General features: G+C 65.0%; 28 protein-coding genes. 8 read left to right on the forward strand and 20 right to left on the reverse strand.

Annotated features, from left to right (window positions below; translation table 11 throughout):
* The first annotated feature begins 164 nt into the window (after positions 1-164).
* The 5 genes from rimO (at position 165) to tsaA (ending at position 4,086) form a co-directional block, all read left to right on the forward strand.
* On the forward strand, positions 165-1,496 hold the full coding sequence (gene rimO, locus PSEEN_RS18985; protein WP_011535175.1) for a 30S ribosomal protein S12 methylthiotransferase RimO: 1,332 nt from the start codon (positions 165-167) through the stop codon (positions 1,494-1,496).
* A gap of 85 nt (positions 1,497-1,581) precedes the next feature.
* Positions 1,582-2,040 (forward strand): GNAT family N-acetyltransferase, encoded by a 459-nt coding sequence (locus PSEEN_RS18990; RefSeq protein WP_044488358.1) that lies wholly within the window; start codon positions 1,582-1,584, stop codon positions 2,038-2,040.
* Positions 2,041-2,161: 121 nt separating this feature from the next.
* Complete coding sequence (locus PSEEN_RS18995) at positions 2,162-2,872, forward strand: rRNA pseudouridine synthase (protein ID WP_011535177.1); 711 nt, start codon at positions 2,162-2,164, stop codon at positions 2,870-2,872.
* 50 nt (positions 2,873-2,922) lie between these two features.
* A complete protein-coding gene (locus PSEEN_RS19000) occupies positions 2,923-3,384 on the forward strand; it encodes a YehS family protein (protein ID WP_011535178.1) in 462 nt (153 codons plus the stop codon).
* Between the two features lie 6 nt (positions 3,385-3,390).
* Positions 3,391-4,086: a tRNA (N6-threonylcarbamoyladenosine(37)-N6)-methyltransferase TrmO gene (gene tsaA / locus PSEEN_RS19005; protein WP_011535179.1), complete on the forward strand. Its 696-nt coding sequence runs from the start codon at positions 3,391-3,393 to the stop codon at positions 4,084-4,086.
* A 135-nt stretch (positions 4,087-4,221) separates the two neighbouring features.
* Here the strand turns inward: tsaA and fpr are convergent, their stop codons facing one another.
* On the reverse strand, positions 4,222-5,001 hold the full coding sequence (gene fpr, locus PSEEN_RS19010) for a ferredoxin-NADP reductase (RefSeq protein ID WP_011535180.1): 780 nt from the start codon (positions 4,999-5,001) through the stop codon (positions 4,222-4,224).
* 120 nt (positions 5,002-5,121) lie between these two features.
* On the opposite strand from fpr, the gene PSEEN_RS19015 reads away from it, so the two are divergent.
* Entirely contained in the window at positions 5,122-6,048 is a 927-nt protein-coding gene (locus tag PSEEN_RS19015) for a LysR family transcriptional regulator (protein WP_011535181.1), read from the forward strand.
* Positions 6,049-6,051: 3 nt separating this feature from the next.
* Here PSEEN_RS19015 and PSEEN_RS19020 read toward each other — a convergent pair whose 3' ends face one another.
* The 3 genes from PSEEN_RS19020 to PSEEN_RS19030 form a co-directional block, all read right to left on the reverse strand.
* The gene (locus PSEEN_RS19020; RefSeq protein ID WP_011535182.1) at positions 6,052-6,417 is read right to left on the reverse strand and encodes a diacylglycerol kinase; all 366 of its coding nucleotides are present in this window, start codon (positions 6,415-6,417) and stop codon (positions 6,052-6,054) included.
* A gap of 75 nt (positions 6,418-6,492) precedes the next feature.
* A complete protein-coding gene (gene erdR, locus PSEEN_RS19025; RefSeq protein ID WP_011535183.1) occupies positions 6,493-7,143 on the reverse strand; it encodes a response regulator transcription factor ErdR in 651 nt (216 codons plus the stop codon).
* Positions 7,144-7,399: 256 nt separating this feature from the next.
* Complete coding sequence (locus PSEEN_RS19030) at positions 7,400-8,110, reverse strand: tRNA-uridine aminocarboxypropyltransferase (protein WP_011535184.1); 711 nt, start codon at positions 8,108-8,110, stop codon at positions 7,400-7,402.
* A 214-nt stretch (positions 8,111-8,324) separates the two neighbouring features.
* On the opposite strand from PSEEN_RS19030, the gene PSEEN_RS19035 reads away from it, so the two are divergent.
* Positions 8,325-8,747, forward strand: coding sequence for a quorum-sensing-regulated virulence factor family protein (locus PSEEN_RS19035; RefSeq protein WP_011535185.1), 423 nt, complete (start codon positions 8,325-8,327; stop codon positions 8,745-8,747).
* A gap of 1 nt (position 8,748) precedes the next feature.
* On the opposite strand, the gene PSEEN_RS19040 is transcribed toward PSEEN_RS19035, so the two are convergent.
* Positions 8,749-8,955, reverse strand: a complete 207-nt coding sequence (locus tag PSEEN_RS19040; RefSeq protein WP_044488360.1) for a hypothetical protein — start codon at positions 8,953-8,955, stop codon at positions 8,749-8,751.
* A 305-nt stretch (positions 8,956-9,260) separates the two neighbouring features.
* On the opposite strand from PSEEN_RS19040, the gene PSEEN_RS19045 reads away from it, so the two are divergent.
* Complete coding sequence (locus PSEEN_RS19045; protein ID WP_011535187.1) at positions 9,261-10,379, forward strand: LOG family protein; 1,119 nt, start codon at positions 9,261-9,263, stop codon at positions 10,377-10,379.
* Positions 10,380-10,431: 52 nt separating this feature from the next.
* Here the strand turns inward: PSEEN_RS19045 and recX are convergent, their stop codons facing one another.
* The 15 genes from recX to PSEEN_RS19120 form a co-directional block, all read right to left on the reverse strand.
* Positions 10,432-10,899 carry a recombination regulator RecX gene (gene recX, locus PSEEN_RS19050; protein WP_011535188.1) on the reverse strand — a complete coding sequence of 156 codons (468 nt, stop codon included), beginning with the start codon at positions 10,897-10,899 and terminating at the stop codon, positions 10,432-10,434.
* 8 nt (positions 10,900-10,907) lie between these two features.
* The gene (recA, locus tag PSEEN_RS19055) at positions 10,908-11,975 is read right to left on the reverse strand and encodes a recombinase RecA (protein WP_011535189.1); all 1,068 of its coding nucleotides are present in this window, start codon (positions 11,973-11,975) and stop codon (positions 10,908-10,910) included.
* A gap of 104 nt (positions 11,976-12,079) precedes the next feature.
* The gene (locus tag PSEEN_RS19060; RefSeq protein ID WP_011535190.1) at positions 12,080-12,562 is read right to left on the reverse strand and encodes a CinA family protein; all 483 of its coding nucleotides are present in this window, start codon (positions 12,560-12,562) and stop codon (positions 12,080-12,082) included.
* 41 nt (positions 12,563-12,603) lie between these two features.
* Positions 12,604-13,104: a lysis system spanin subunit gene (locus tag PSEEN_RS19065; RefSeq protein ID WP_011535191.1), complete on the reverse strand. Its 501-nt coding sequence runs from the start codon at positions 13,102-13,104 to the stop codon at positions 12,604-12,606.
* On the reverse strand, positions 13,098-13,649 hold the full coding sequence (locus PSEEN_RS19070; RefSeq protein ID WP_011535192.1) for a glycoside hydrolase family 19 protein: 552 nt from the start codon (positions 13,647-13,649) through the stop codon (positions 13,098-13,100). The genes PSEEN_RS19065 and PSEEN_RS19070 overlap by 7 nt, the downstream gene beginning before the upstream one ends.
* Positions 13,636-13,845 carry a Com family DNA-binding transcriptional regulator gene (locus PSEEN_RS19075; protein ID WP_011535193.1) on the reverse strand — a complete coding sequence of 70 codons (210 nt, stop codon included), beginning with the start codon at positions 13,843-13,845 and terminating at the stop codon, positions 13,636-13,638. The genes PSEEN_RS19070 and PSEEN_RS19075 overlap by 14 nt, the downstream gene beginning before the upstream one ends.
* Positions 13,846-14,022: 177 nt before the next feature.
* Positions 14,023-14,406, reverse strand: a complete 384-nt coding sequence (locus tag PSEEN_RS19080) for a phage tail assembly chaperone (protein ID WP_011535194.1) — start codon at positions 14,404-14,406, stop codon at positions 14,023-14,025.
* Positions 14,407-14,415: 9 nt separating this feature from the next.
* Entirely contained in the window at positions 14,416-15,633 is a 1,218-nt protein-coding gene (locus PSEEN_RS19085) for a hypothetical protein (protein WP_044488363.1), read from the reverse strand.
* 11 nt (positions 15,634-15,644) lie between these two features.
* Positions 15,645-16,244: a YmfQ family protein gene (locus PSEEN_RS19090; RefSeq protein ID WP_044488366.1), complete on the reverse strand. Its 600-nt coding sequence runs from the start codon at positions 16,242-16,244 to the stop codon at positions 15,645-15,647.
* Entirely contained in the window at positions 16,232-17,272 is a 1,041-nt protein-coding gene (locus PSEEN_RS19095; protein ID WP_011535197.1) for a baseplate J/gp47 family protein, read from the reverse strand. The genes PSEEN_RS19090 and PSEEN_RS19095 overlap by 13 nt, the downstream gene beginning before the upstream one ends.
* On the reverse strand, positions 17,262-17,660 hold the full coding sequence (locus PSEEN_RS19100) for a phage GP46 family protein (protein ID WP_011535198.1): 399 nt from the start codon (positions 17,658-17,660) through the stop codon (positions 17,262-17,264). Before PSEEN_RS19100 ends, PSEEN_RS19095 begins: the two co-directional genes overlap by 11 nt.
* The gene (locus tag PSEEN_RS19105; RefSeq protein ID WP_011535199.1) at positions 17,657-18,157 is read right to left on the reverse strand and encodes a phage baseplate assembly protein V; all 501 of its coding nucleotides are present in this window, start codon (positions 18,155-18,157) and stop codon (positions 17,657-17,659) included. The genes PSEEN_RS19100 and PSEEN_RS19105 overlap by 4 nt, the downstream gene beginning before the upstream one ends.
* Positions 18,158-18,182: 25 nt before the next feature.
* Positions 18,183-19,238, reverse strand: coding sequence for a phage baseplate assembly protein (locus PSEEN_RS19110; protein WP_011535200.1), 1,056 nt, complete (start codon positions 19,236-19,238; stop codon positions 18,183-18,185).
* Positions 19,239-19,241: 3 nt separating this feature from the next.
* Positions 19,242-20,543 (reverse strand): DNA circularization protein, encoded by a 1,302-nt coding sequence (locus tag PSEEN_RS19115; protein ID WP_011535201.1) that lies wholly within the window; start codon positions 20,541-20,543, stop codon positions 19,242-19,244.
* Positions 20,533-22,416, reverse strand: a complete 1,884-nt coding sequence (locus tag PSEEN_RS19120) for a phage tail tape measure protein (protein ID WP_011535202.1) — start codon at positions 22,414-22,416, stop codon at positions 20,533-20,535. The genes PSEEN_RS19115 and PSEEN_RS19120 overlap by 11 nt, the downstream gene beginning before the upstream one ends.
* Positions 22,417-22,521 lie beyond the last annotated feature (105 nt).

Genomic DNA, 22,521 nt, shown 5'->3' on the forward strand with positions numbered 1-22,521 from the left:
CGCAACGGCGCGAAGCATAGCGCAGCGTTCGTCGCTTTTCTGCTGGTAAAGCGACCTTGTGCTCGCTAGAATTGCGCACTTTTTGATCAGAGGCGCCCAAAGCGCCCTCCAGAATCGCCCCCCGTTACCGGCCGGGCGACCTGTATTCAATACCGAGGTTAGCCATGTCCACCACTCCCGCCACCCCGAAGGTCGGCTTCGTTTCCCTGGGTTGCCCCAAGGCCCTGGTCGATTCCGAACGCATCCTGACCCAGCTGCGCATGGAGGGCTACGAAGTCGTGCCCACCTACGAAGACGCCGACGTGGTGGTGGTCAACACCTGCGGCTTCATCGACAGCGCAAAGGCCGAGTCGCTGGAAGTGATTGGCGAGGCGATCAAGGAGAACGGCAAGGTCATCGTCACCGGCTGCATGGGTGTCGAGGAAGGCAGCATCCGTGACGTGCACCCGAGCGTGCTGTCGGTCACAGGCCCGCAGCAATACGAGCAGGTGGTCAACGCCGTGCACGAGGTGGTTCCCCCACGCCAGGACCACAACCCGCTGATCGACCTGGTGCCGCCCCAGGGCGTCAAGCTGACCCCACGCCACTACGCCTACCTGAAGATTTCCGAAGGCTGCAACCACAGCTGCAGCTTCTGCATCATCCCGTCGATGCGCGGCAAGCTGGTCAGCCGCCCGGTCGGTGAAGTGCTGAGCGAGGCCGAGCGCCTGGTCAAGGCCGGCGTCAAGGAGATCCTGGTGATCTCCCAGGACACCAGCGCCTACGGCGTCGACGTCAAGTACAAGACCGACTTCTGGAACGGCCGCCCGGTCAAGACCCGCATGCTCGAGCTGTGCGAGGCCCTGAGCAGCCTGGGTGCCTGGGTGCGCCTGCACTATGTCTACCCGTACCCGAACGTCGACGACGTGATCCCGTTGATGGCCGCCGGCAAGATCCTGCCGTACCTGGACATCCCGTTCCAGCACGCCAGCCCCAAGGTGCTCAAGTCGATGAAGCGCCCGGCCTTCGAAGACCGCACCCTGGCGCGCATCAAGAACTGGCGCGAACAGTGCCCGGAGCTGGTGATTCGTTCCACCTTCATCGTCGGTTTCCCCGGCGAAACCGAGGAAGACTTCCAGTATCTGCTCGACTGGCTGACCGAAGCCCAGCTCGACCGCGTCGGCTGCTTCCAGTATTCGCCTGTCGAAGGCGCCCCGGCCAATGATCTGGGCCTGGATGAAGTGCCGGATGACGTCAAGCAAGAGCGTTGGGACCGCTTCATGGCCCACCAGCAGGCGATCAGCGCCGCGCGCCTGCAGCAGCGCATCGGCAAGGAGATCGAAGTACTGATCGACGAAGTCGAGGAGCAGGGCTCGGTCGGCCGCAGCTTCTTCGACGCGCCGGAGATCGACGGCAGCGTGTTCATCGATGGCGACCATGGCTTCAAGCCGGGCGACAAGGTCCGTTGCCGCATCGTCGATGCCGATGAATATGACATGTGGGCCGAGCCCATCTGAACGATGCCCAGCTGAAGATACCCCGCCCACTGGCGGGGTATTTTTTTGCATCTATGTTTTCCTCAATGGCCCTGAGGATCATCGGATGTCGCCCACCGTCACGCTGCAGACGCCCCACCTGAGCGACTACCCCGAGCTGGTCCGGGTCTGGGAGGCGTCGGTCCGCGCCACTCACGCCTTCCTGCCGGATGGCTACATCGTGCTGTTGCGCGAGCACGTGCTGTGCAAATACCTCGATGCCGTGATGCTGGTCTGCTGCAAGGACAGCAAGCGGCGCATCCTCGGTTTTGCCGGCGTGGCCAACGGCCGCGTCGACATGCTGTTCGTCGCACCCGAGTACCGTGGCCAGGGTATCGGCCGGCGCCTGCTGCGGCATGCGGTAAACGAACTCAACGCCGAGCGGCTGGACGTCAACGAACAAAACCCACAAGCCTTGGGCTTCTACCTGCACGAAGGCTTCGAGGTGTATGGCCGCTCGGAAACAGATGGCCTTGGACAGCCTTACCCCCTACTGCATATGAGGCTTGTTCGTACAACACCCTAGGACCTCCACTAACGAAACCGTCTTCCCTCTCCTAAAAGACGGAAATGACATCGATTTGCAGCCGCAGACCTGCGCGGACAGGTACAATGGAAGCTTTCCCTGCCTCGTGAAACCCGTGTCCATGTCCGAACCCATTCGCCTTTCCAAACGCCTCATCGAACAGCTTGGCTGCTCCCGCCGAGAGGCCGAACTGTACATAGAAGGCGGTTGGGTCACGGTCGATGGCGTGGTGGTCGAGCAACCGCAGTTCAAAGTCGCCGACCAGCGCGTCGAACTGTTGCCCGGCGCCCGCGCCGAAACCCTGGAGCCGGTGACGCTGCTGCTCAACCAGCAGGCGGGCCAGGACACGGCAGCCGCCCAGGCCAGCATGAGCATGGCCAGCCTCAGTGAAGCGCACCGCGAAGGCGTGCGCCCGCTGCACGGGCATTTTGCCCGCCAGGCTTGTATTGCCCCGCTGCTACCCGGCGCCACCGGCCTGCAGCTGTTCACCCAGGACTGGCGGGTAACCCGCAAGCTCGACGCAGACCTGCGCCGCATGGAGCAGGAATACATCGTCCAGGTGAGCGGCGAAGCCAAGCCCGGCGCGCTGGAGCGCCTTGCCCGCGGTGTGGAGCGCAAGGGCGTGGAACTGCCACGGGCCAAGGCCAGCTGGCAGAACGAACAGCACCTGCGCATGGTCCTGAAGAACCCGCAGCCGGGGCTGATCGAGCAACTGTGCGAGACCGCCGGCCTGAAGGTTCTGGCCATGCGCCGTATCCGCCTGGGCGGCGTGTCGATGGGCAAGCTGCCGTCGGGGCAGTGGCGCTACCTGGCCGCCACCGAACGTTTCTAGCCTCACCGCCGTGCCCCTGAGGGCGCGGCACCTGAACAGGATTCGCTGCAATGAACCACAACGATGTACTGCGCAGCCTGCGCTACATGCTCAAGGCCAACGACCAGAAGATGGCCGAGATCATCAAGCTCTCCGGCCTGGAGGTCACCGCCGAGGCCATCGCCGGCTACGTGAAGAAAGAAGAAGAACCTGGTTTCGTGCGCTGCCCGGAAAACGTCATGGCACATTTTCTCGACGGCCTGGTGATTCACCGTCGCGGGCGTGACGATAGCCGTCCACCGCAGCCCGTCGAAGTGCCGGTCACCAACAACACCGTGCTGAAGAAACTGCGAGTGGCTTTTGAATTGAAGGAAGACGACCTGCACGCGGTGCTCAAGTCGGTGAACTTCCCGGTCTCGAAACCCGAACTCAGCGCCCTGTTCCGCAAGGTCGGCCATGACAACTACCGCCCTTGCGGCGACCAGTTGCTGCGCAACTTCCTCAAGGGCCTGACACTTCGCGTGCGCGGCTGACCGGCGATGCAGCATACGGTCTCGCCAGTCGGCATCGTCCACTCCTGCTTCAAGGAGAAGTTCGCCATCCCGCGCCAGCCGCAGCTGGCACCCGCTGCTCGTGGCGTGCTGGAACTGTTGCCCCCGTTCGACAATGGCGATGCGGTGGCGGGCCTGGAGCAGGTCAGCCATGTCTGGTTGTTGTTCCTGTTCCATGAGGCGCTGGAGGACAAGCCACGGCTGAAAGTGCGGCCACCCCGCCTGGGGGGCAACAAGAGCATGGGGGTATTCGCCACCCGGGCCACCCACCGCCCCAATGGCATCGGGCAGTCGGTGGTGCGCCTGGAAGGTATCGAGCCCGGGCGCTTGCTGTTGTCGGGCATCGACCTGCTGGATGGCACGCCGGTGCTGGATATCAAGCCCTATGTGCCCTATGCGGACAGCATTGCCGGCGCGAGCAACCTGATGGCCAGCGATGCACCAGAGGCGATCATCGTCGAATGGAGCGAAAACGCCCTGCCCCAGGCCCATGATCAGGCACAGCGCCTGCATGAACCACTGGTGGAACTGATCGAGCAGTGCCTGGCACAGGATCCTCGACCAGCCTATCAAGTGCCACCAGCGGAACGGGTTTATGGGGTGAAGTTCTGGGATGTGCAGGTCAGGTGGCATTACCCACAACCGGATCGAATCCGGGTGTTGGAGGTGGTCCGGGAGGGCTGAAGCCCATCTGTTTGCAGGCCCGGCCCTTTCGCCAGCAAGCTGGCTCCTACAGGGTACCTGTATGGCAATCGCGATCTCGCAGGCATAAAAAAACGCAGGCCCAGGCCTGCGTTTTTGCGTTTACCGGAGTCCGCCTTACTTCTCGACGAATGCACGCTCGATCAGGTAATCGCCTGGCTCACGCATGCGCGGGGAGATCTTCAGGCCGAAGCTGTCGAGCACTTCGCTGGTCTCGTCGAGCATGCTCGGGCTGCCGCAGATCATGGCGCGGTCGTCCTGCGGATTGATCGGTGGCAGGCCGATGTCGCTGAACAGCTTGCCGCTGCGCATCAGGTCGGTCAGACGGCCCTGGTTCTCGAAGGGTTCGCGGGTCACGGTCGGGTAGTAGATCAGCTTGTCGCGCACGGACTCGCCGAAGAACTCGTTCTGCGGCAGGTGCTCGGTGATGAACTCGCGGTAAGCGACCTCGTTCACGTAGCGCACGCCGTGGACCAGGATCACTTTCTCGAAGCGTTCGTAGGTTTCCGGATCCTGAATGACGCTCATGAACGGCGCCAGGCCAGTGCCAGTGCTCAGCAGGTAAAGGTGTTTGCCCGGGTTCAGGTCGTCGAGCACCAGGGTACCGGTGGGTTTCTTGCTGATGATGATCTCGTCGCCTTCCTTCAGGTGCTGCAGCTGGGAGGTCAGCGGGCCGTCCGGCACCTTGATGCTGAAGAATTCCAGGTGCTCTTCCCAGTTTGGCGAGGCGATCGAATAGGCGCGCATGAGCGGACGGCCGCTGTCCTGCTGCAGGCCGATCATCACGAACTGACCGTTCTCGAAGCGCAGGCCCGGGTCGCGGGTGCACTTGAAGCTGAACAGGGTGTCGTTCCAGTGGTGCACACTGAGGACACGTTCGTGGTTCATGTTGCTCATCTAAGGGGCTCCTGAAGAAAGACGCGGCGCGCGCAAGACGCGCAGTTGCGCGATAGTTTAGGGGCAGCGACAATATCTGTTAACTGAATTATCAAGATATGTGTTATCGGTTATATAGATATGCGATTCACACTCCGTCAACTCCAGGTCTTCGTCGCCGTCGCCCAGCACCAGAGCGTGTCCCGGGCCGCTGGCGTGCTGGCCTTGTCGCAATCGGCCGCCAGCACCTCTATCACCGAGCTGGAGCGGCAATCCAGCTGCCAACTGTTCGACCGCGCAGGCAAGCGCCTGAGCCTGAACGCCCTGGGCCACCAACTGCTGCCCCAGGCCGTCGCCCTGCTCGATCAGGCCAAGGAAATCGAGGACCTGCTCAACGGCAAATCGGGGTTTGGCTCGTTGGCGGTCGGCGCCACCCTGACCATCGGCAATTACCTGGCCACCCTGCTGATCGGCAGCTTCATGCAGGTGCACCCGGAAAGCCAAGTCAAGCTGCACGTGCAGAACACCGCGCATATCGTGCATCAGGTTGCCCACTACGAAATTGACCTGGGTCTAATCGAAGGCGATTGCAACCATCCCGACCTCGAAGTGCAGCCTTGGGTGGAGGATGAACTGGTGGTGTTCTGCGCCCCACAGCATCCATTGGCCAAGGTCGGCCACGCCGGCATGGAGCAACTCGCCAATGAAGCGTGGATTCTTCGTGAACAGGGATCAGGCACCCGGCTGACCTTCGACCAAGCCATGCGCCATCACCGCGCCAACCTGAACATCCGCCTGGAACTGGAGCACACCGAAGCGATCAAGCGCGCGGTCGAGTCAGGCCTGGGGATTGGTTGCATCTCGCGCCTGGCGCTGCGTGACGCCTTCCGACGCGGCAGCCTGGTGCCGGTGGAAACCCCGGCACTGGACCTGTTGCGGCAGTTCTACTTCATCTGGCACAAGCAGAAGTACCAGACCTCAGCCATGCGCGAATTTCTTGAGTTGTGCCGTAGCTTCACAGCAGGTGTACGGCGCAGTGACGAAATCGTCCTGCCACCGATCGCCTGAGCACTAGCCCAGCAGGATCACGCCCCAGACCACGGCCACCATGCTCATGGCCACCAGTTGCGCGGCGCTACCCATGTCCTTGGCGTTCTTCGACAAGGGGTGGCGCTCCAGGGAGATGCGGTCGATGGCCGCCTCGACGGCGGAGTTCAACAACTCCACGATCAGCCCCAGCAAGCACACGGCAATGAGGATTGCCCGCTCCACACGGCTGACCGGCAGCCAGAAGGCCGTCGGGATCAACAGTACATTGAGCAGCACCAGTTGGCGGAAGGCGGCTTCGCCCTTGAAGGCGGTGCGCAGGCCATCCAGCGAGTAGCCGGCGGCGTTGAAGATGCGTTTGAGGCCGGTCTGGCCCTTGAATGGCGACATGGGTGCGTCACTTCACCGTTGAAAGGCCTGGAGGCTAGTTCAGTTCGAGTCAAAAAAGCGTGAACGTTCGGGCACTTAGCTGCCCGAAACCGATTCAAGTTGTTGCAGCAGCAAAGCCGCCTGAGTCCGTGTGCGTACACCGAGCTTGCGGAAGATCGCCGTCACGTGAGCCTTGATGGTCGCCTCCGAAACATTCAGTTCATAGGCGATCTGCTTGTTCAACAGGCCCTCACAGACCATGGTCAGCACACGGAACTGCTGGGGCGTGAGGCTTGCCAGGCCTTCGCTGGCGGCCTTGGCTTCAGCCGATACATCGACCTTTTCGAATGCCTGCGGCGGCCACCAGACATCACCGTCGAGCACATTGCGCACCGCTTCCTGAATCTTGCCCAGCTCGCTGGACTTGGGGATGAAACCACTGGCGCCGAACTCGCGGGACTTCACCACGACCGCCGCCTCTTCCTGGGCCGAGACCATCACCACAGGGATCTGCGGGTACTGCCCGCGCAACAGGACCAGGCCAGAGAAACCATAGGCGCCGGGCATGTTCAGGTCCAGCAGGACCAGGTCCCAGTCGGCTTTCTCGGTCAGGCTGGTTTCCAGTTCGGCGATGCTCGCCACCTCGACCAGGCGCACGTCCGGGCCCAGGCCGAGGGTAACGGCCTGGCGCAGTGCGCTACGGAACAGCGGGTGGTCATCGGCAATCAGGATTTCGTATGTGGCCATCGATCTAGGGATCCTGTTCTGTGCCAGGCGCGGGGGTACGGAATACGCCTGGCGGGCAACTCAAGGCACGAGCGGCAAGGCCGCTGGCCGGGATGGCACGGCGAAGTCCGGGGTAACGGCAGCTTCGTCATGCCTGAAGCGGCGCCAAGGATGCCGAGCACGCCCCGGGTGGTCAAGCCAATTGCCCGGTCGCCCCCGCCTACCCTGGCTGCCAGCCCGGACAGTATGTACCAATCCGTCGCGCCTGCCCCTTGGACTATAGGAAGGTATGCAAACGCCGATGCACCTCGTCCTGATCGTCCAGCGGCAGGCGACGCTTGCCGCTGAGATAGTGCAGGCTGAACACATCGAGGTAGGCATCCAGGGCCTGGGAGGCCTGGCTGTCGCCGGCCAGGTCCAGGCACATGGCCGCCACTTCCGCAGTGCAGAAATGATCGTCGCGCTTGGAACGGCGCAGGCGATAGCGTGACATCTGCTCGACCGCAAGGCTCAGCACCGGGAAACGGTCCAGGTAGGGGCTCTTGCGGAACATCTTGCGCGCTTCGGTCCAGGTGGCGTCGAGCAGAATGAACAATGGCCGTTTGCCCGGCTGGCGCACGACTTCATTGACCACCCGCTCCTCAGCCACGAATTCGCCCGGGAAGACGATATACGGCTGCCATTGGGGGTGCTCGAGCAATGCCAGCAGCCCTTCGTCCACCGACGTACGCAGCCAGCCGAATGCCGAGGTGTCCTCGATCAGGTCGGCGATCAACCAGCCGGTATTGGTCGGTTTCAATGGTTCGGTGTCATGCATCAACAGGCACACGCCGGACTCGGCCTGCACCCGTGGCTTCCAGGCACACAGGCAATGGGTGGCGATTACCCGACAATCCGGGCAGCGTTCGGCCCGGGAGCCACGGGCGACGAAGGGTTTGATGCTGCGCGCCAGGCGCTCGGCGCGCAGCCGCGCTACCGCATGGCTCATGGCTGCAGACCTTGGTATTGAAAGAGGAGGAACACGGGTACGACTCGGCGGGTAACAAGGCCCCAGTCTACCAGACGGCGTGTCATTTGCCGTGCAGGCATGCCGAGGGGTCCTTTATAATCGCAAGCTTTGGCGGCCGGGAAACCCAGCGGTTCCATGGAACGCCGCCCGCCGGCGCAGGTCAAAGCGCCAGTCATCGAACCAGGAGAGATCCATGCTGCGTGTTATTGCCCCGACCCTGAGCCTGCTGCTCGCCCTGCCTCTGGCTGCTCAGGCGGCGTCCAAGCAGGAATACGAGCTAACCCAGATGCTGGAGAAGGTCGCCAAGGAAAGCAGCGTTGGTACCCCGCGGGCCATCAACGAAGACATCCTCGACCAGGGCTACACCGTCGAGAAGGGCAAGGCCCTGGTCAACCACCTGAGCGTGCGCGAGAGCCACGCCGAACGCATGCGAGAAAATCCACAGCTGGTCCGCAGCCAGTTGGGCGACAGTGTCTGCCGCAACAATGGCTACCGCCAACTGATGTCCAAGGGCGCGGTATTGGTTTATCGCTTCACCGTCTACAAGACCAACCAGCCAGTCATGGACCAGGCCTTCGACGCGGCCAGCTGCGCGTCTGGCAACAAGAAGAAGTGATTCAGGCGGTCCGACCGTTGTGGCTGGCGCGTAGTTGCTCCTCATCGGCGCGCAGCTCCGCCAGCAACGCCTGCACATAGCGCGAATGGGGCTCGGTGCCCTGCAGGCGTCGCAAACACTCCCCCTCCAGGCTCAGATGATGAACCCGGGCCTCCCGCGCCAGGCACTGCAGCAATTGCCCATCCACCTCGATCACCAGCCGATGCATAACGCCACCTCCGCGCATCGCGCGCAACAGCACCTCCAGTAAACCAAAGCCTCTGCCAGGCAGGTTCCAACCCGACCGACGGCCTGTTCAGTTTGGGGCGGCGCGAAGCCGTGCCAGCGTCTAGATTGAAAGCGAGCACCTCACAACGACAATAAGATGGACTTGCCACTGCAACATGGCCTTGAAGGCCTACTGCAATGCCCGAGGCGCACACTCGGGCCACAGCAGCCAGCGACACACGCAGTGTCGCGGCCGGGACACCGCCATCGGCCCGGTCAGAGGTTTTGCTGCAGAAGGAGACGTTAATGCCCTACCAAACGAACGAGCGCCTGTTCAACCATTTCAAGGACAACGGCATCGACCTGAGCCACATCGACACACAGTTGCAACTGGTCGCGCCGAACAGCCCCAACCTGCCGCTCTACCGTGACATGATGCTGACCGTCCTGCGCATGGCCCACGACGACAGCAACCGCTGGAATGCCAAGATCACCTTGCAGGCCCTGCGCGAACTCGATCATGCGTTCCGTACGCTGGAACGCTACAAAGGGCGGCGCAAGGTTACCGTGTTCGGCTCGGCGCGCACCCCGCTCGAACACCCGATGTATGCCCTGGCCCGTGAGCTGGGAGCGACCCTGGCGCGCTCGGACCTGATGGTCATCACCGGCGCCGGGGGCGGCATCATGGCCGCCGCCCATGAAGGTGCCGGCACCAAGCACAGCCTGGGGTTCAACATCACCCTGCCCTTCGAGCAACACGCCAACGCAACGGTAGACGGCACCGACAAGCTGCTACCGTTCCACTTCTTTTTCATTCGCAAATTGTTCTTCGTCAAGGAGGCCGATGCCCTAGTGCTGTGCCCAGGCGGGTTCGGCACCCTCGACGAGGCCCTCGAAGTACTCACGCTCATCCAGACCGGCAAGAGCCCGCTGGTGCCCGTGGTGTTGCTGGACTCGCCCGGCGGCAGCTTCTGGCGCGACTGTCTGGACTTTATCGGCAGGCAGTTGGAAGAGAACCGCTACATCCTGCCCAGCGACCTGAAGCTGCTGCGCCTGGTGCACAGCGCCGACGAGGCGGTGGAGGAAATCAACCAGTTCTACAGCAATTACCACTCCAGCCGTTGGCTGAAGAACCAGTTCGTGATTCGCATGCTCCATCGCCTCAGCGAAGGGGCGCTGCACGATATCGAGGAAGGGTTCGCCGACCTGCGCCTGAGCGGCAGGTTCCACCAGCAAGCGGACAGTGGCGCCGAACACGAGGAAGGCAACTTCAGCCACCTGACGCGCCTGACCTTCGCCTTCAACGGTCGCGACCAGGGACGCCTGCGTGAGCTGGTTGACTTCATCAACCTGCCGGAAAACTGGGCCAAGCCCCAGCCCATACACACCACTCAGCGAGCAAGGGAAGCCTTGAAAGTCAGCTGAACGCAAAATGGCCCGCAGCGCTGCCCGATTAGAAGGGCAGCCCTGCGGGCCATCAGTCGTAGAGGTCGCGGCCGCTAAGCAGGCGCCCGATCATCTCCATGGAAAAACCACGGTAGGCGAGAAAGCGGGTCTGCTGAGCGCGGCTGCGCGGGTCTTGCGGGCGTTGCCCGGCGAACTTGCGTTGCCAGACTTCCTCCAACCGAGCCGCCCAATCCACCTCGCTTTCGCGCAGTGACTGGTCGATATCGCCACGGTCGAGGCCACGCTGACCAAGCTCCTCGCGAATACGCGCGGGACCATAGCCGGCATTGGAACGATAACGGATGAAGCTTTCGAGATAGCGGGCTTCGCTAAGCAGCCCTTCTTCGGCAAGCCGATCGAGCGCGGGCTCGATCAGCTCATCCGGTGCGCCACGCTGACGCAACTTGCGGGTCAGCTCGACGCGACCATGCTCGCGTCTAGCGAGCAGGTCCATGGCGGTCCGCCGAACGGCGACGGGGGTGTCGAGTACGGCGGACATGGGGCAGATCAATAACCGGCGTCGGCGTCAGCCATGTCGTCGGCATCGGCTTCGGCGGCAGCCGCCTTGGCCGCTGCGGCTACGGCGCCAGCGGTCAGCAGTTTCTCGCGGATCTGCTTCTCGATCTCGGCGCCAATGGCCGGGTTCTCTTGCAGGTACTTGGCGGCGTTGGCCTTGCCCTGACCGATCTTGTTGCCCTGGTAGCTGTACCAGGCACCGGATTTTTCCACCAGACCTTGAGCCACGCCCAGGTCGATGATCTCGCCGTTGCGGTAGATGCCCTTGCCATAGAGGATCTGGAACTCGGCCTGGCGGAAGGGAGGCGAAACCTTGTTCTTGACGATCTTGACGCGGGTTTCGCTACCGACCACCTCATCGCCTTCCTTGACCGCGCCGGTACGGCGGATGTCCAGGCGTACCGAGGCGTAGAACTTCAGGGCGTTACCACCGGTGGTGGTTTCCGGGCTGCCGAACATCACGCCGATCTTCATACGGATCTGGTTGATGAAGATGACCAGGCAGTTGGCGTTCTTGATGTTACCGGTGATCTTGCGCAGGGCCTGGGACATCAGGCGGGCCTGCAGGCCGACGTGCATGTCGCCCATCTCGCCTTCGATCTCGGCCTTCGGTACCAGTGCGGCCACGGAGTCGACGATGATCACGTCGACCGCGTTCGAGCGCACCAGCATGTCGGTGATTTCCAGGGCCTGCTCACCGGTGTCCGGCTGGGAGACCAACAGGTCGTCGACGTTGACGCCCAGCTTGCCGGCGTATTCAGGGTCGAGGGCGTGTTCGGCGTCGACGAAGGCGCAGGTGGCGCCGTTCTTCTGGGCTTCGGCGATGACCGACAGCGTCAGCGTGGTTTTACCGGAGGATTCCGGGCCGTAGATTTCGACGATACGGCCTTTTGGCAGGCCGCCGATGCCGAGGGCGATGTCCAGGCCCAGGGAACCGGTGGAGATGGCGGGGATGGCCTGGCGCTCGTGATCGCCCATGCGCATGACGGCGCCCTTGCCGAATTGGCGTTCGATTTGACCCAGGGCCGCAGCCAAGGCGCGCTTCTTGTTGTCGTCCATTGAAATCCTCACGTGATCGACTTGGCCCTGACGGCCGGAACAACTGTATAAGTAGCCAGTATTATTCCACAGGGATTCGTTTCCGCAAACCCCCACCGGGCGATTTACTCCGCGCCAAGCTGTAACAAGCCGTCTAGCGCGGCGATCACCGTCTGTCGGCGCACTGCTTCGCGGTCGCCGTCGAAGTGGCGGCGCTCGCTGATCACGTGCTCACCGTCGGCCCAGGCCAGCCATACGGTGCCCACCGGCTTGGCCGGCGAACCACCGTCGGGCCCGGCCACACCGCTGACCGCCACGGCGAAGCGCGCGCCACTGGCCGCCCGGGCTCCGCGTACCATTGCTTCGACCACTTGCTGGCTGACCGCGCCCACCTGGGCGAACAGCGCTTCGGGTACCTCAAGCTGCCGGGTCTTCTGCGCGTTGGAGTAAGTGATATAGCCGGCCTCGAACCAGGCCGAACTGCCCGGGATGCGGGTGATGGCCTCGGCGATGCCGCCGCCGGTGCAGGACTCGGCGGTGGTCACCTGGGCATTCAAGCGCCGCAGGTGTTCGCCCAGACGGGTGGAAAGCGCGGTGATCGGGTCCATATTCTGGCTCCTGGCAAGATTGCGCCCTACCCTACCACCCTTCACGGCGCCAGCGCGCGCACATAGGCCTGGCAGGCGCGCAGGGCGATCAGTCCGCGGTCGCCGTCGTCGGTGATGGCGACAATTCGTCGAGCATGCGCCGGGTCAAGTCGGGCGCGTACGGCGCCATGATCCACGCCGCCGGTGGCGGTGGTGGCAGGCACTGCGGCGCAGCCAGTGTCGCGCTCGACCAGGACCGACAGCCGAAGATCGGCAGTAGCAAGGCGATCACGCAGGCGAGCCTGAGTCTGTTGGGCATCGGTAAGCTCCTGGTAATGACGGGTTTCATCGTTGTGCAGGCGTTGCTCAAGGGCCTGGCGCCGGTCGCGTTCGGCAAGCAGTTGCTCATTGAGCGCCTCGACCTGTTCGACCTTCTGCTGCGCCTGCAACGCCTCGGACTCGGCCAGCAGGCGCTCGTAGCGCCAGCCCTGGACCTGCCAGGCCAGCGCCGCGCTGGACAGCACCAGCACGGCGCAAAGGCCCAGTTGCAGGCGGCTCAACACAGCACCTCGCGCGCCCGGTCCCAGAGTTCGACACGGTCGGCCAAGCCGTTCAGGCCACCATTGATATGGCGCGTGATGCGGTTGAACTCGCCGCGGTCGGCCAAGGCATTGAGCCCCCGCGAGTGCCAGAACCAGGCCGCCGATTCGCAGGCCCAGCGCGGCTGCTCGAGCATCTGCGGTTGGGCCAGCAGACGCTCGTCGCCGAACAGTGCCCGGCTACAGGCCTGGTAGTTGTTGCGCCCGGTCACCTGGATCAGGCCGCGCCCGCAATAGAGCTGGCCATCGCCGTCGGCCTCCGGTGTGTTGCCCAGGCGCACGGCCAGGCTGCCGGTGTCATAGCGTGCCAGGTAGCGGTCGCCACCGAGCTCCTTGACGTAGCGCAGTTGGCCGGATTCGTGCCCGACCTGGGCCAGGAACGCGGCAACGCGTTTGGGGTGGTCGATTTCCCAATGGCCCATGGCTTCGTTGAGGGCTGGCAGGAAGGTCGCGGCACGCTGGCCCGCGAGCGGGTAGATCTGTTTGAGCTGCTGTTCAGTGAGCGGCATCGGTGTGTTCTCCATGGCAGTCTGATCGAACGGCGGCCGGGGCCGCCAACGGCTCGCTCAAAGGCGATGGCTCGAAGCGCGTGGCTTTCACATGATTCAAGGTGCGGCAACGGCCGCACTTGATCTGGAGCTCGGAAGCGGGGGTGATGCGGGCCAGCAGTTTGTGGCAGTGGCCGCAGCGCAGGTCTTGGAACATGTGCGAGGTCCTGGAGATGTCAACGCCAGGACAACCCGGCGAAAGCGTGAGCAGGCCAATGCCTGTCTGCGTCCGACTATAGAAAGCGCGCCCGCCCGGCTGCACCGGGAAAACCTCTCCAAGTCCTTTTCAAGGCCTCGACGGGGCGGGCGTTGCTTGTGACGCTTGCGCGTCGCGTCATTGCTGGCGCAGTTGCGACGCCAGCCAGTCCGGCTCGCCAGGACGCTGCGAAGCGTCTGGATAAGCCGCAGATTGCGGCCAGTCACGCAACGCTTGCAGGTAGGCCAGCAGTTGCTTGTGCATCTCGCCCGTCAAAGTCGTGGGCCCTGCGGATGCCTGCTCGTCCATGTGACGTTCTCGCAGCCAACGCAAACGGGCGATCTGGGCATCACGCCAGTGCTTCTCATCCGAAACACTGCCCGTCTTCTCCACCGGCGCAGGCGTGTTGCCGGCTGCCAGCCAGGACTCGTATTCGTCCCAGAAGCGATGGCCACGCGGGACGGTGGCGCCATCCTCCAGGCGCAGTACCAGGTCGGCACTGCTGGTCAGTTGATATGCCATGATTGCTCCTCAGAGTTCGGCGTCGGCCGTTGCGTGGATGTAATAGGCCTGTGAAGGAGCCGCGACATCCGAGTTGTACACAATGGCGCCGCGGGTACCGGTGTACAACACGGCAGCGTTGGCCGTGGAGTGCGTGTCGCTGCCCGAGCGCCATTGCCCGGCCGTGCCGCCGAACGGGGAATACAACGCGATGCTGGGTACCGCACGCTTTTCCACCTTGAAAGGCCACTGCGTGTAGGGTTGCGACGCCGAGTTGGTCTGCCCCGCATAGACCCAGGACACCAACATGCCGCCCGTCCAGCCCTGGTTGTGGCCTGGCTTGGTGTTCAGGTCGAAGGTCTTCTCGTAGTAGCGCTGGCACAGCGCAAGTTCTTGCATCGCACTGCGTTGTTCGAACGGTGTCTCGACGGGCCCCTCCTCCAGTTGCACCTGGGCCAGGTCGAACATTTGCAGGGCGTTCAAGGGCAGGTTCCACTCCACCCGCAAGTAGTCGTTGCCGTTTGTACCCAGCACCTTCCCAGCGATGGAAGGCAACTGCACCACGACCACGTATTTCTGCCAGGTAGTGGTGATGTTCAGTTGGCCTGCCCCAACGCCGACACCTGCCGAGGGCGAACCGCCCGTGCCGAACGTCTGCCGGAAGCTCACGCTAATGCTGCGCAGCACGTCGCTCCTGGCCCAGAAACTCAGCGTCGCCTTCTTGCCGGCGAGGGTACCCACCCCCTCCACGGCCTGGGTGATCAGGTGCTGGGTGCTGCCAGTGCCGGCGATCGTCTGGTGCCAACGCAGGAAGTACTTCGGTTCGTTGGGCACCTCGGACTGCCCTGGCGTGAAACTCTGCCGGGAGATGACCACCCCTGCGTTGGCGTCCCAGTCACAGCGGTAGCGATCGGCCACATACCCGCCGATGTTGGTGGCCGGGTTCAACGTCCCACGCTGCCAGTAATCGAAGTTGCCGTTGATGATCAGGTTCCTGCGGTACACCTGCACCGGAAATTTCTGCATCGGGTCCAGTTTGGCCAGTTGCCGGATAGCCAGTACCAATTGGTCGTTGCGGTTCTCCGCCGGAACGATGCCGGCGGCCTGGATCGCATTGACCAGCTCCTCGGTCACGGCATTGCCCCAACTCGCCGGAATCAGCGACCCCGGCATCCCCGTCGCGGGGTTTTCGTCAACGAACTTGCCGTTCACCAGCCCGACGCTGGGAACACTTTTCGGATAATCCACGTTGCTTTCCTCTAGTCGTAATTGATCCGCACCTGCGTGTGCGCCGGTGCGCTGCGCCGTATCAGGCATTCCAGGGCGTTCCCCGGATTGACGCCGAATCGCTCGCCGAAATAGCTGGCACCGAAGCGCCGCCCCAGGCGCTGGCGCCCGCCGGTGTTCAGGGTCCAGATGAACTGCGCCTGCCAGGTACCGAAACAGTCCCGGCCAAAGCGCGCGCGGCCGAAGCGCGGCGCCTTGTGCTCGGTGATGCTCGGCGACGGGTAGCCCTGCCCGCGGGCCAGTTCCAGGTAGTAGGCGACGTGCTGCCCGCCCACCGCCAGCAGGCGCTGGCGCACGGCCAGGCGGCGATCCTCGAAGGCCGCCGACGGGCCGAGGCAGGCATCGGGCAGCTGCATCACGCGCTCCCAGTCCGCCACCAACTCGCTGAACGTCGCCGGGTCCATCTCGAACAGCAGGTCGCGGATGCGCCCGTCCAGGCGCGCCAGTTCCTCGGCGGCACCGGCCAGTACCTCATCCAGTTCCGGCACCCGTTCCGGATCCCAGGCCGGGCCGCTGGGCAACAGGGCACGCAGTTGCTGGTGGTAGTCGTCGGCGGTTCTCACTCCAGCCATTGGCAACCTCCGTACACCAGCAGCTGGTCGGGCTGCGCCGGCACATCGCTGCTGGGCCAGTCGAGGCGATGGTCGCGCTCACCACTGGCACCGCTGATGGCTTCGCGAATGTGGCTGAGCAGCAAGGGCTGGCCCAGTTCGGCTTCGCGTTTGTGCAGGTCGGCCAATTGCGCCTCGACGGCGGCGCGCACGGCGCTGCTGTCGGGGGTCAGGCGCAGGCGGTAGGTCACGGCGATCGGCGACGGCGCCAGCACGTGCACTTCGGCGGTGACCGGCCGCAGCGGCTCGATGTAGGCCTTGACCGCCGCCAGTTGCTGGGCGTCCGGCAAAGGCTCGGCATCCTCGTCGCGCATCACGAACACACCCACGGTGCCCGGCCCCAAGTAGTTGCGCCGGCACCACGCACGGGTTACGCCGGGGCATTCCAGCGCCCAGGTCACGTAGTCGTCGGCCGAGCCGCCATGGGGGATCACGCGGTAGGAGCGGATCACCCTCGCCCGCAGGGCCTCCAGGCTCTCGGCCGCCACGCCGCCGCGCAGGCCCGGCGCCATGACGCTGAAAGGCCCGCCGACACCGGCCACGGGCTGCACCGAGAACAGTGCCAGCCCGGCCTCGGCATTGCCGGCGGTGCCGGGGTCGAGGGCCTCGATCGCGACTTCGTTGACGCCTGCCACCAGCACCGGTGTTTCACTGATGCGGTAGCTGCGCCCATCGTCGCTCTGCAGCAAGGTGTCGGGCTCCAGCCGCGCACCGGCAAGGGCGCTGAAGGCCACCTTGCCGGTGGCGTGCTGGGCGGCCTTGCGCGGTTGCTTCAGGCGCAGCGCCGCCATGCGCTCGAGGGTTTCATCGTCGGCGCTGTCCGGGAGGATCTGCTCGGCGATCCAGTCCAGGTAGCCGTAGAGGCCATAGGCGGCGCCGCTGATGGCCCGGGCCAGGACCTGGGCGTCGGCGCGGCGCAGCGGCGCGCGGCCCAGGTCGTTCTGGGTACGGTCGATCAGTTGCGCCAGATTCGGGGTTTCAAAGGGCATAGTTCACCTGCCAGCTGTCTCCCAGGTTGATCTCCAGGCGCTCGCCATCGGCGAGCACCAATGTGGTGTGCAAGGCCAACCGCTGCAGACCGCGGCGTTCGCCGCGCACTTCGAGCGCGCGGCAATGGCCGTCGTCGACCAGCCACTGCAAGGCCTCGCGGGCATAGAATTCGGCGTCGCGGCGGGTCTGCTCGGTCAGCTTCACCCGCTGCAGCAGCCACAACCGCGAACCAATGCGGTCGTCGGCCACTTCCGGGAAGCTGTCGCCCCACCAGCCGTGGCGCTGCTCATCGTCGAGCGGGTCGTCCGGCGCCGCGCGGCGCCAGCTGAACAGGCTGATCAGCACGGCCCGCTCAAGGCCTGACTTTGTCGCAGGCGTCAGGCTCATGCCGGCCTCCCGGTCTGGCCGTTGCCGCCCTGCACGCCGCCGTGGACGTGTTGGACCTGGCTGATGCCGGCGGCCACCTGGTCGCCCTGGGAGACGATGCGCCCACTGTGGCTGAGCAGCGGCGAATCGATGTTCACCGCCTTGCCGGCGCGGATGTTCAGGGTCTCGGTTTCGATGTCGATGATCCGCCCGCGCTTGAAGTGCAGGCGATCACCTTCGTCGGTGTACAGCGCCACTTCACCGGGGGCCAGGGCCTGCAGGCGATAACGGCGGTCACTCAGGGTCAGCACCACGCCGTGGGAGCGGTCGCCACCAATGAAGGCGACGACCCCCTCGGCGCCAGGGTGGGGGTGGCTGGTGAGGCCATAGGGTTCGAAGTGCTCCAGGTCGTCCTGCAGCTCCCCGGCCAGCAGGCGCATCTGCAGGCGTTGGAGCTTGCCGGCGGATTGGGCGAGCACCAGGCTGCCGCGCGCCAGCATGCGCGTGAGTAGGTTCATGGGGATGTGCCTCTGTCGGGATCGATCAGCTGGCGGCGGCCTTGGGCCGCTGCGGATCGATCGGATTGAGTTCGAACTTGGCTGGCGGCGCGACCTCGAGGGTGGTCAGCGAACCGTTGGCGTCAAGGTCGTAGGTGACCTTGGCGATCAGCATCCAGCGGTCCAGGCCGATGATCGGGTCGAGGACCCGCACCCGCGTGTTCTGCCGCCACAGTTCGCCGTTGGACTGCCGCCAGCCCTGCACCTTGTAGGTGGCCTGCCAGGTCTGCGCCTCACGGCTGCGGGCTTCCCAGGCGACGCGGCGCTGGGCGTCGGCTTCGCTCATCGCTCGGCTTTCGTTGATCAGCAATACCCGTCGGCGCACCGCCGGGTCGAACGCCGTGGCCTCCACCTCGCAGGCCTTGCGCGCCTCCTCGCCATCCTTGCCCTTGCGCTGGCCGCACACACGGTACTCGGCGAAGCGCTTCTGCTGGCTGAGCGCGGCGCTGCCGGTCAGCACGTTGCGGCCCACCTCGAGGGCATCGCAGGCTTGCCCACCGCTGCCCGGGCGAATCAACACCAGGCACCCTTCAGCGTCGTCGGTGGAGTACGCCATCTGCACGGTCAGCAGGCGGTCCAGGGATTGAAACACCGTCTCGCCCGGTTGGATCGCATGGTGGGCGATCGGCTTGAGCGGCCCCAGTTCACTGCGCACGCGCACCCCGTAGGGAGCGGCGAGTGCCGTGGCGATCTGCTCCAGGCGCTGCTGGCGCCACTGGCCCGGCTGGTTGATTGCCGAGCATTCGACCAGGTCGACGGTCAACGACTCGCCCTGCACCGTCAGACCTGTCTGCTGGTGGCCATGGTTGATCGGCGTGGCCGAGACCCAGCCGGTCAGCACCAGGTCGGCGCCGATGCGCAACTCGCAGCGGTCGCCCGCCACGATACGCACCGCCGCGCCCTGCCCCGGCCATTGCCAGGTGATGCCAAGCTTGAAGCTGCGCGCCTGCTGCTCGAAACCGGCGCTGATGCTGACGTTGGTCCAGCCGCCGTAGTCCAGGCCGTTGACGCTGAGGGTCACGGCATTGCGAAGATCGTCCATGGGTCATTCCCTCGCTATCTGCAGCGGCTGCGGCGGCACGAAGCCGGGGTGACGCACCCGGTTGCGCTGGACGATCTCGCCGGCCCGGGTGGCGTCGGCAAAGCGCCGATAGGCCAGGACCAGCGCCGGCAGTGGCTGCTCTGGCGTTACCGTAACCAGGCGCACGCCTGAGGCCGCCACGGCGTCCAGGTGCGCGTCCAATTGCCGACGCAGGTCGCTCAGGGCCTGGTAACCCGCCGCATCGGCCTTGAGCGCGGCCTGCCAGATCACCTCGTCGAGCAACGCACGCAAGGCCAGCACATCATCGGCCACCGGTACCTGCGCACGGGCCACGGGGCTCACGCGCTGCACGGCCAGCGGCGGTACCTCGCGCAGGGATTCGCTGCGTGGGTTGACCGGCATGCGTGCCAGCAGCAGCGCCAGCTGCACCAGCAACGCCGCCTGCAGCAGGTCAGCTAGGGCCTGGGCGGCTTGCTGGGTGTCCTTGCCGCCACCTGGCGGCGGGGCATCGAGGGCGGCAGCCGCTTCGGCCTGTTGCGTGGCGCTGGCCAGCACGCCACGATAGCCGCGGCCCAGCGCCTGGTTCAAGGCGGCGGCCGAGTTCCCCGGCGCATCCGCAGGCGCGCCAGCGAAGCTGCCCAGGTTGCCTTGCAGGTCACTTAAGTAGTTGCCCAGCAACGCCCCCAGCGCCCGTGGCGCATTGACCAGCGAGTCCACCAGCGCGCCGAGGCTGTCGACCGTCGCCAGCAGCGGCTTGAGCTGCTGGTTGATCAGGTTGTAGAACCCGGACAACCGGCTGCGCAAGGCCTGCAGGTTGATCCGCGCCCGGTCGACCTGGGCCATGGCCGCCTGGAAGCGCGCCAACGCGACCTCCAGCAACGATTGCGAGGCCTGCTCCAGTTGCCGCCGGGTGTTGACCTGCGCGGTCGGGTAGGTCAACGGCGTATCCGGGTGGAACTTCATGACCAGGCTGGCCACTCCACCCGCCTTGCGCTCATGGCTCAAGGTGCACTCGCCCACCTTGACCTGCATGCGCCCCAGCCAGGGGTGCAGCAGCTCGCCACTGCCCTTGGCCAGGGCGGCGAGCAGGCGGTCACGCTGGGTGAAGCAGTCCGCACCGACGATGAAAGCCGTCAGTTCGTGCACCTGGGCCTGGCGGCCAAGGCTCTCGAAGTACGCCTGGTCGCGCTGCGGATACTCGTGCAGCGCGCCCTTGCGGCCGACCGGCACGCTGGCCTTGTCGACCCAGAACTTGACCCCGGCGAAACTCGCCGGCAACAGGCTCTCGGTCCAGTCACGCTTCATAGGCTCCTCCTTGGGACAGGGAACGCACGCCCACGTTGGAGCGGATGTTCAATCCGGGTTGATTGCTCTGGCTGGTGACCAGCGCCAGGCCGGGTGGCGGGTTCTCGAAACGCAGCAGCAGGCTGCCGTCGAGGGACGTGCGCCGGGCCTCGGCGGTCTGTTGCACCAGGCCGCTGCCGCCTTCGCCAACCAGCGGGCTGCGCAGCGGCGCGGCAGCGGCAGGCGCGGCGACAGCCTGCTGGTCGCCACCCGTCTCGCCAAAGGTGTCGAACACAGCGGAGAACGCACCGCTGAAAAACGCCCGGATCGGTTCGACGATAGGCGCCAGCTTGGCCCACCAGCCTTCCAGCCATGCCGCCACGGGCGTCCATTGCTGTTGCAGCGCGTCCAGGGGGGAACCGGCAAACAGGTTGGCCAATGCTTCCTGGATCGGCGCCATGCCGCTCAGCAACTGGCCCCACAGCTCACCGAAGAAGCCACTGACCGAGCCCCAGGCGGTGCCCAGCGCTTCAAGCGGCGACCAGTTGAACAACGTGGCGATCATCGACCAGCCTGCGGTCAGCACGCCCAAGGCCTGCCCGGCCAGCTCGCCGAGCCAGCCGACGACGGCGCCCCAGTTGTTGTACAGCAGCGCCAGCGGGCTCCAGGCGAGCACCGCCTGCAAGCCTCGCCAGCCCTGCGCAAGCATCGCTGGCACTTGGCCCGCCAGGTCGGCGAACCAGCCCACGATGGCGCCCCAGTTGTTGTACAGCAGCGCCAGCGGGCTCCAGGCGAGCACCGCCTGCAAACCTTGCCAGCCCTGCGCAAGCATCGCTGGCACCTGGCCCGCCAGGTCGGCGAACCAGCCGACGATGGCGCCCCAGTTGCTGTACAGCAGCGCCAGCGGGCTCCAGGCGAGCACCGCCTGCAAACCTTGCCAGCCTTGCGCAAGCATCGCTTGCACCTGGCCTGCCAGATCGGTGAACCAGCCCACGATGGCGCCCCAGTTGTTGTACAGCAGCGCCAGCGGACTCCAGGCCAAGATCGCCTGGAGCACGCCCCAGGCGCTCTGCAGGCCCGTCAGCAGCGGCTCACTGAGCTCACTGAAGAAACCTGTCAGCGCGCCCCAGGCACTTTGCAGCGTGGCCATTGGGTCCCATTGCAACAGCGCGTCGAATGCCGCCCCCATGCCCTGGAAGACGGCGCCGACACGTTCGCCAATCGCCGCGAAGAAACCTGAGATCGGCTCCCAGTACGCCACGATCAGGCCCACCGCCAAGGCCACGGCGCTGACCACCAGGCCGATGGGGGTGGCGTTGAACGCCAGCAGCGCCAGGGTTGCCGCGACCCTGAGTGCGGTGAAGGCCGCCGCCGCGGCGGCAACGCCCTCGACCAGCTGCGGGTTGGCCACGATCAGGTTGGACACGCCCTGAACCAGCGGCGTCAGCGCCTGGGCCACGGCCGTGAAAGCCGGTAGCAACGCCAGGCCGAAGGCCAGGGTCACCCCCTTGATCGCCCCTTGCAGTTGCTCGAGGCTTTCCTGGCCCTGGCGCACGCCGGCCTCGGGCAGCAGCTGGGCCAGCGCGTCCCGTTGCAGGCCGGTGTTTTCCAGCGGGTCGTCCTTGACCGGCCCTTGCTCGAGGTCATGCATGTGCTGCTCGAACGCCAGGGCCGCCTTGATGCCACTGACGAACGGCGCCGCAAGGCCTTCCCCCTTCAGCAGGCCGCCGATATCCAGCCCGCCGAGCTTGCTCTTCTCCAGGGCGTCGGAGAACCCTTCGACCTTGGGCGTCTGGGCCACCACCTGGCTGACCTGCTGGTTGACCTGCACCAGGTTCACCGCCAGGCGCCGGGCGTCGAGCACCAGTGAATTGAGCTGTAGTTGATCTGCCATCATTGCACCTGCTGCATCGCGTTGATCCGTTGTGCGTGCTGCAGGGATTCGCGCAGCACGTCCAGGGGCCTGGCCAGGATCTGCTCGGGATCCACCCGCCAGAAC

The organism is Pseudomonas entomophila L48 (assembly GCF_000026105.1).
Classification (GTDB): Bacteria; Pseudomonadota; Gammaproteobacteria; order Pseudomonadales; family Pseudomonadaceae; genus Aquipseudomonas; species Aquipseudomonas entomophila.

Excerpts from the sequence above, each read along its gene's own strand:
- rimO (WP_011535175.1), top strand. The coding sequence starts at position 165 with ATGTCCACCACTCCCGCCACCCCGAAGGTCGGCTTCGTTTCCCTGGGT.
- PSEEN_RS18990 (WP_044488358.1), top strand. The coding sequence starts at position 1,582 with ATGTCGCCCACCGTCACGCTGCAGACGCCCCACCTGAGCGACTACCCC.
- PSEEN_RS18995 (WP_011535177.1), top strand. The coding sequence starts at position 2,162 with ATGTCCGAACCCATTCGCCTTTCCAAACGCCTCATCGAACAGCTTGGC.
- PSEEN_RS19000 (WP_011535178.1), top strand. The coding sequence starts at position 2,923 with ATGAACCACAACGATGTACTGCGCAGCCTGCGCTACATGCTCAAGGCC.
- tsaA (WP_011535179.1), top strand. The coding sequence starts at position 3,391 with ATGCAGCATACGGTCTCGCCAGTCGGCATCGTCCACTCCTGCTTCAAG.
- fpr (WP_011535180.1), bottom strand. The coding sequence starts at position 5,001 with ATGAGCAACATGAACCACGAACGTGTCCTCAGTGTGCACCACTGGAAC.
- PSEEN_RS19015 (WP_011535181.1), top strand. The coding sequence starts at position 5,122 with ATGCGATTCACACTCCGTCAACTCCAGGTCTTCGTCGCCGTCGCCCAG.
- PSEEN_RS19020 (WP_011535182.1), bottom strand. The coding sequence starts at position 6,417 with ATGTCGCCATTCAAGGGCCAGACCGGCCTCAAACGCATCTTCAACGCC.
- erdR (WP_011535183.1), bottom strand. The coding sequence starts at position 7,143 with ATGGCCACATACGAAATCCTGATTGCCGATGACCACCCGCTGTTCCGT.
- PSEEN_RS19030 (WP_011535184.1), bottom strand. The coding sequence starts at position 8,110 with ATGAGCCATGCGGTAGCGCGGCTGCGCGCCGAGCGCCTGGCGCGCAGC.
- PSEEN_RS19035 (WP_011535185.1), top strand. The coding sequence starts at position 8,325 with ATGCTGCGTGTTATTGCCCCGACCCTGAGCCTGCTGCTCGCCCTGCCT.
- PSEEN_RS19040 (WP_044488360.1), bottom strand. The coding sequence starts at position 8,955 with ATGCATCGGCTGGTGATCGAGGTGGATGGGCAATTGCTGCAGTGCCTG.
- PSEEN_RS19045 (WP_011535187.1), top strand. The coding sequence starts at position 9,261 with ATGCCCTACCAAACGAACGAGCGCCTGTTCAACCATTTCAAGGACAAC.
- recX (WP_011535188.1), bottom strand. The coding sequence starts at position 10,899 with ATGTCCGCCGTACTCGACACCCCCGTCGCCGTTCGGCGGACCGCCATG.
- recA (WP_011535189.1), bottom strand. The coding sequence starts at position 11,975 with ATGGACGACAACAAGAAGCGCGCCTTGGCTGCGGCCCTGGGTCAAATC.
- PSEEN_RS19060 (WP_011535190.1), bottom strand. The coding sequence starts at position 12,562 with ATGGACCCGATCACCGCGCTTTCCACCCGTCTGGGCGAACACCTGCGG.
- PSEEN_RS19070 (WP_011535192.1), bottom strand. The coding sequence starts at position 13,649 with ATGCCGCTCACTGAACAGCAGCTCAAACAGATCTACCCGCTCGCGGGC.
- PSEEN_RS19075 (WP_011535193.1), bottom strand. The coding sequence starts at position 13,845 with ATGTTCCAAGACCTGCGCTGCGGCCACTGCCACAAACTGCTGGCCCGC.
- PSEEN_RS19080 (WP_011535194.1), bottom strand. The coding sequence starts at position 14,406 with ATGGCATATCAACTGACCAGCAGTGCCGACCTGGTACTGCGCCTGGAG.
- PSEEN_RS19090 (WP_044488366.1), bottom strand. The coding sequence starts at position 16,244 with ATGGCTGGAGTGAGAACCGCCGACGACTACCACCAGCAACTGCGTGCC.
- PSEEN_RS19095 (WP_011535197.1), bottom strand. The coding sequence starts at position 17,272 with ATGCCCTTTGAAACCCCGAATCTGGCGCAACTGATCGACCGTACCCAG.
- PSEEN_RS19100 (WP_011535198.1), bottom strand. The coding sequence starts at position 17,660 with ATGAGCCTGACGCCTGCGACAAAGTCAGGCCTTGAGCGGGCCGTGCTG.
- PSEEN_RS19105 (WP_011535199.1), bottom strand. The coding sequence starts at position 18,157 with ATGAACCTACTCACGCGCATGCTGGCGCGCGGCAGCCTGGTGCTCGCC.
- PSEEN_RS19110 (WP_011535200.1), bottom strand. The coding sequence starts at position 19,238 with ATGGACGATCTTCGCAATGCCGTGACCCTCAGCGTCAACGGCCTGGAC.
- PSEEN_RS19115 (WP_011535201.1), bottom strand. The coding sequence starts at position 20,543 with ATGAAGCGTGACTGGACCGAGAGCCTGTTGCCGGCGAGTTTCGCCGGG.
- PSEEN_RS19120 (WP_011535202.1), bottom strand. The coding sequence starts at position 22,416 with ATGGCAGATCAACTACAGCTCAATTCACTGGTGCTCGACGCCCGGCGC.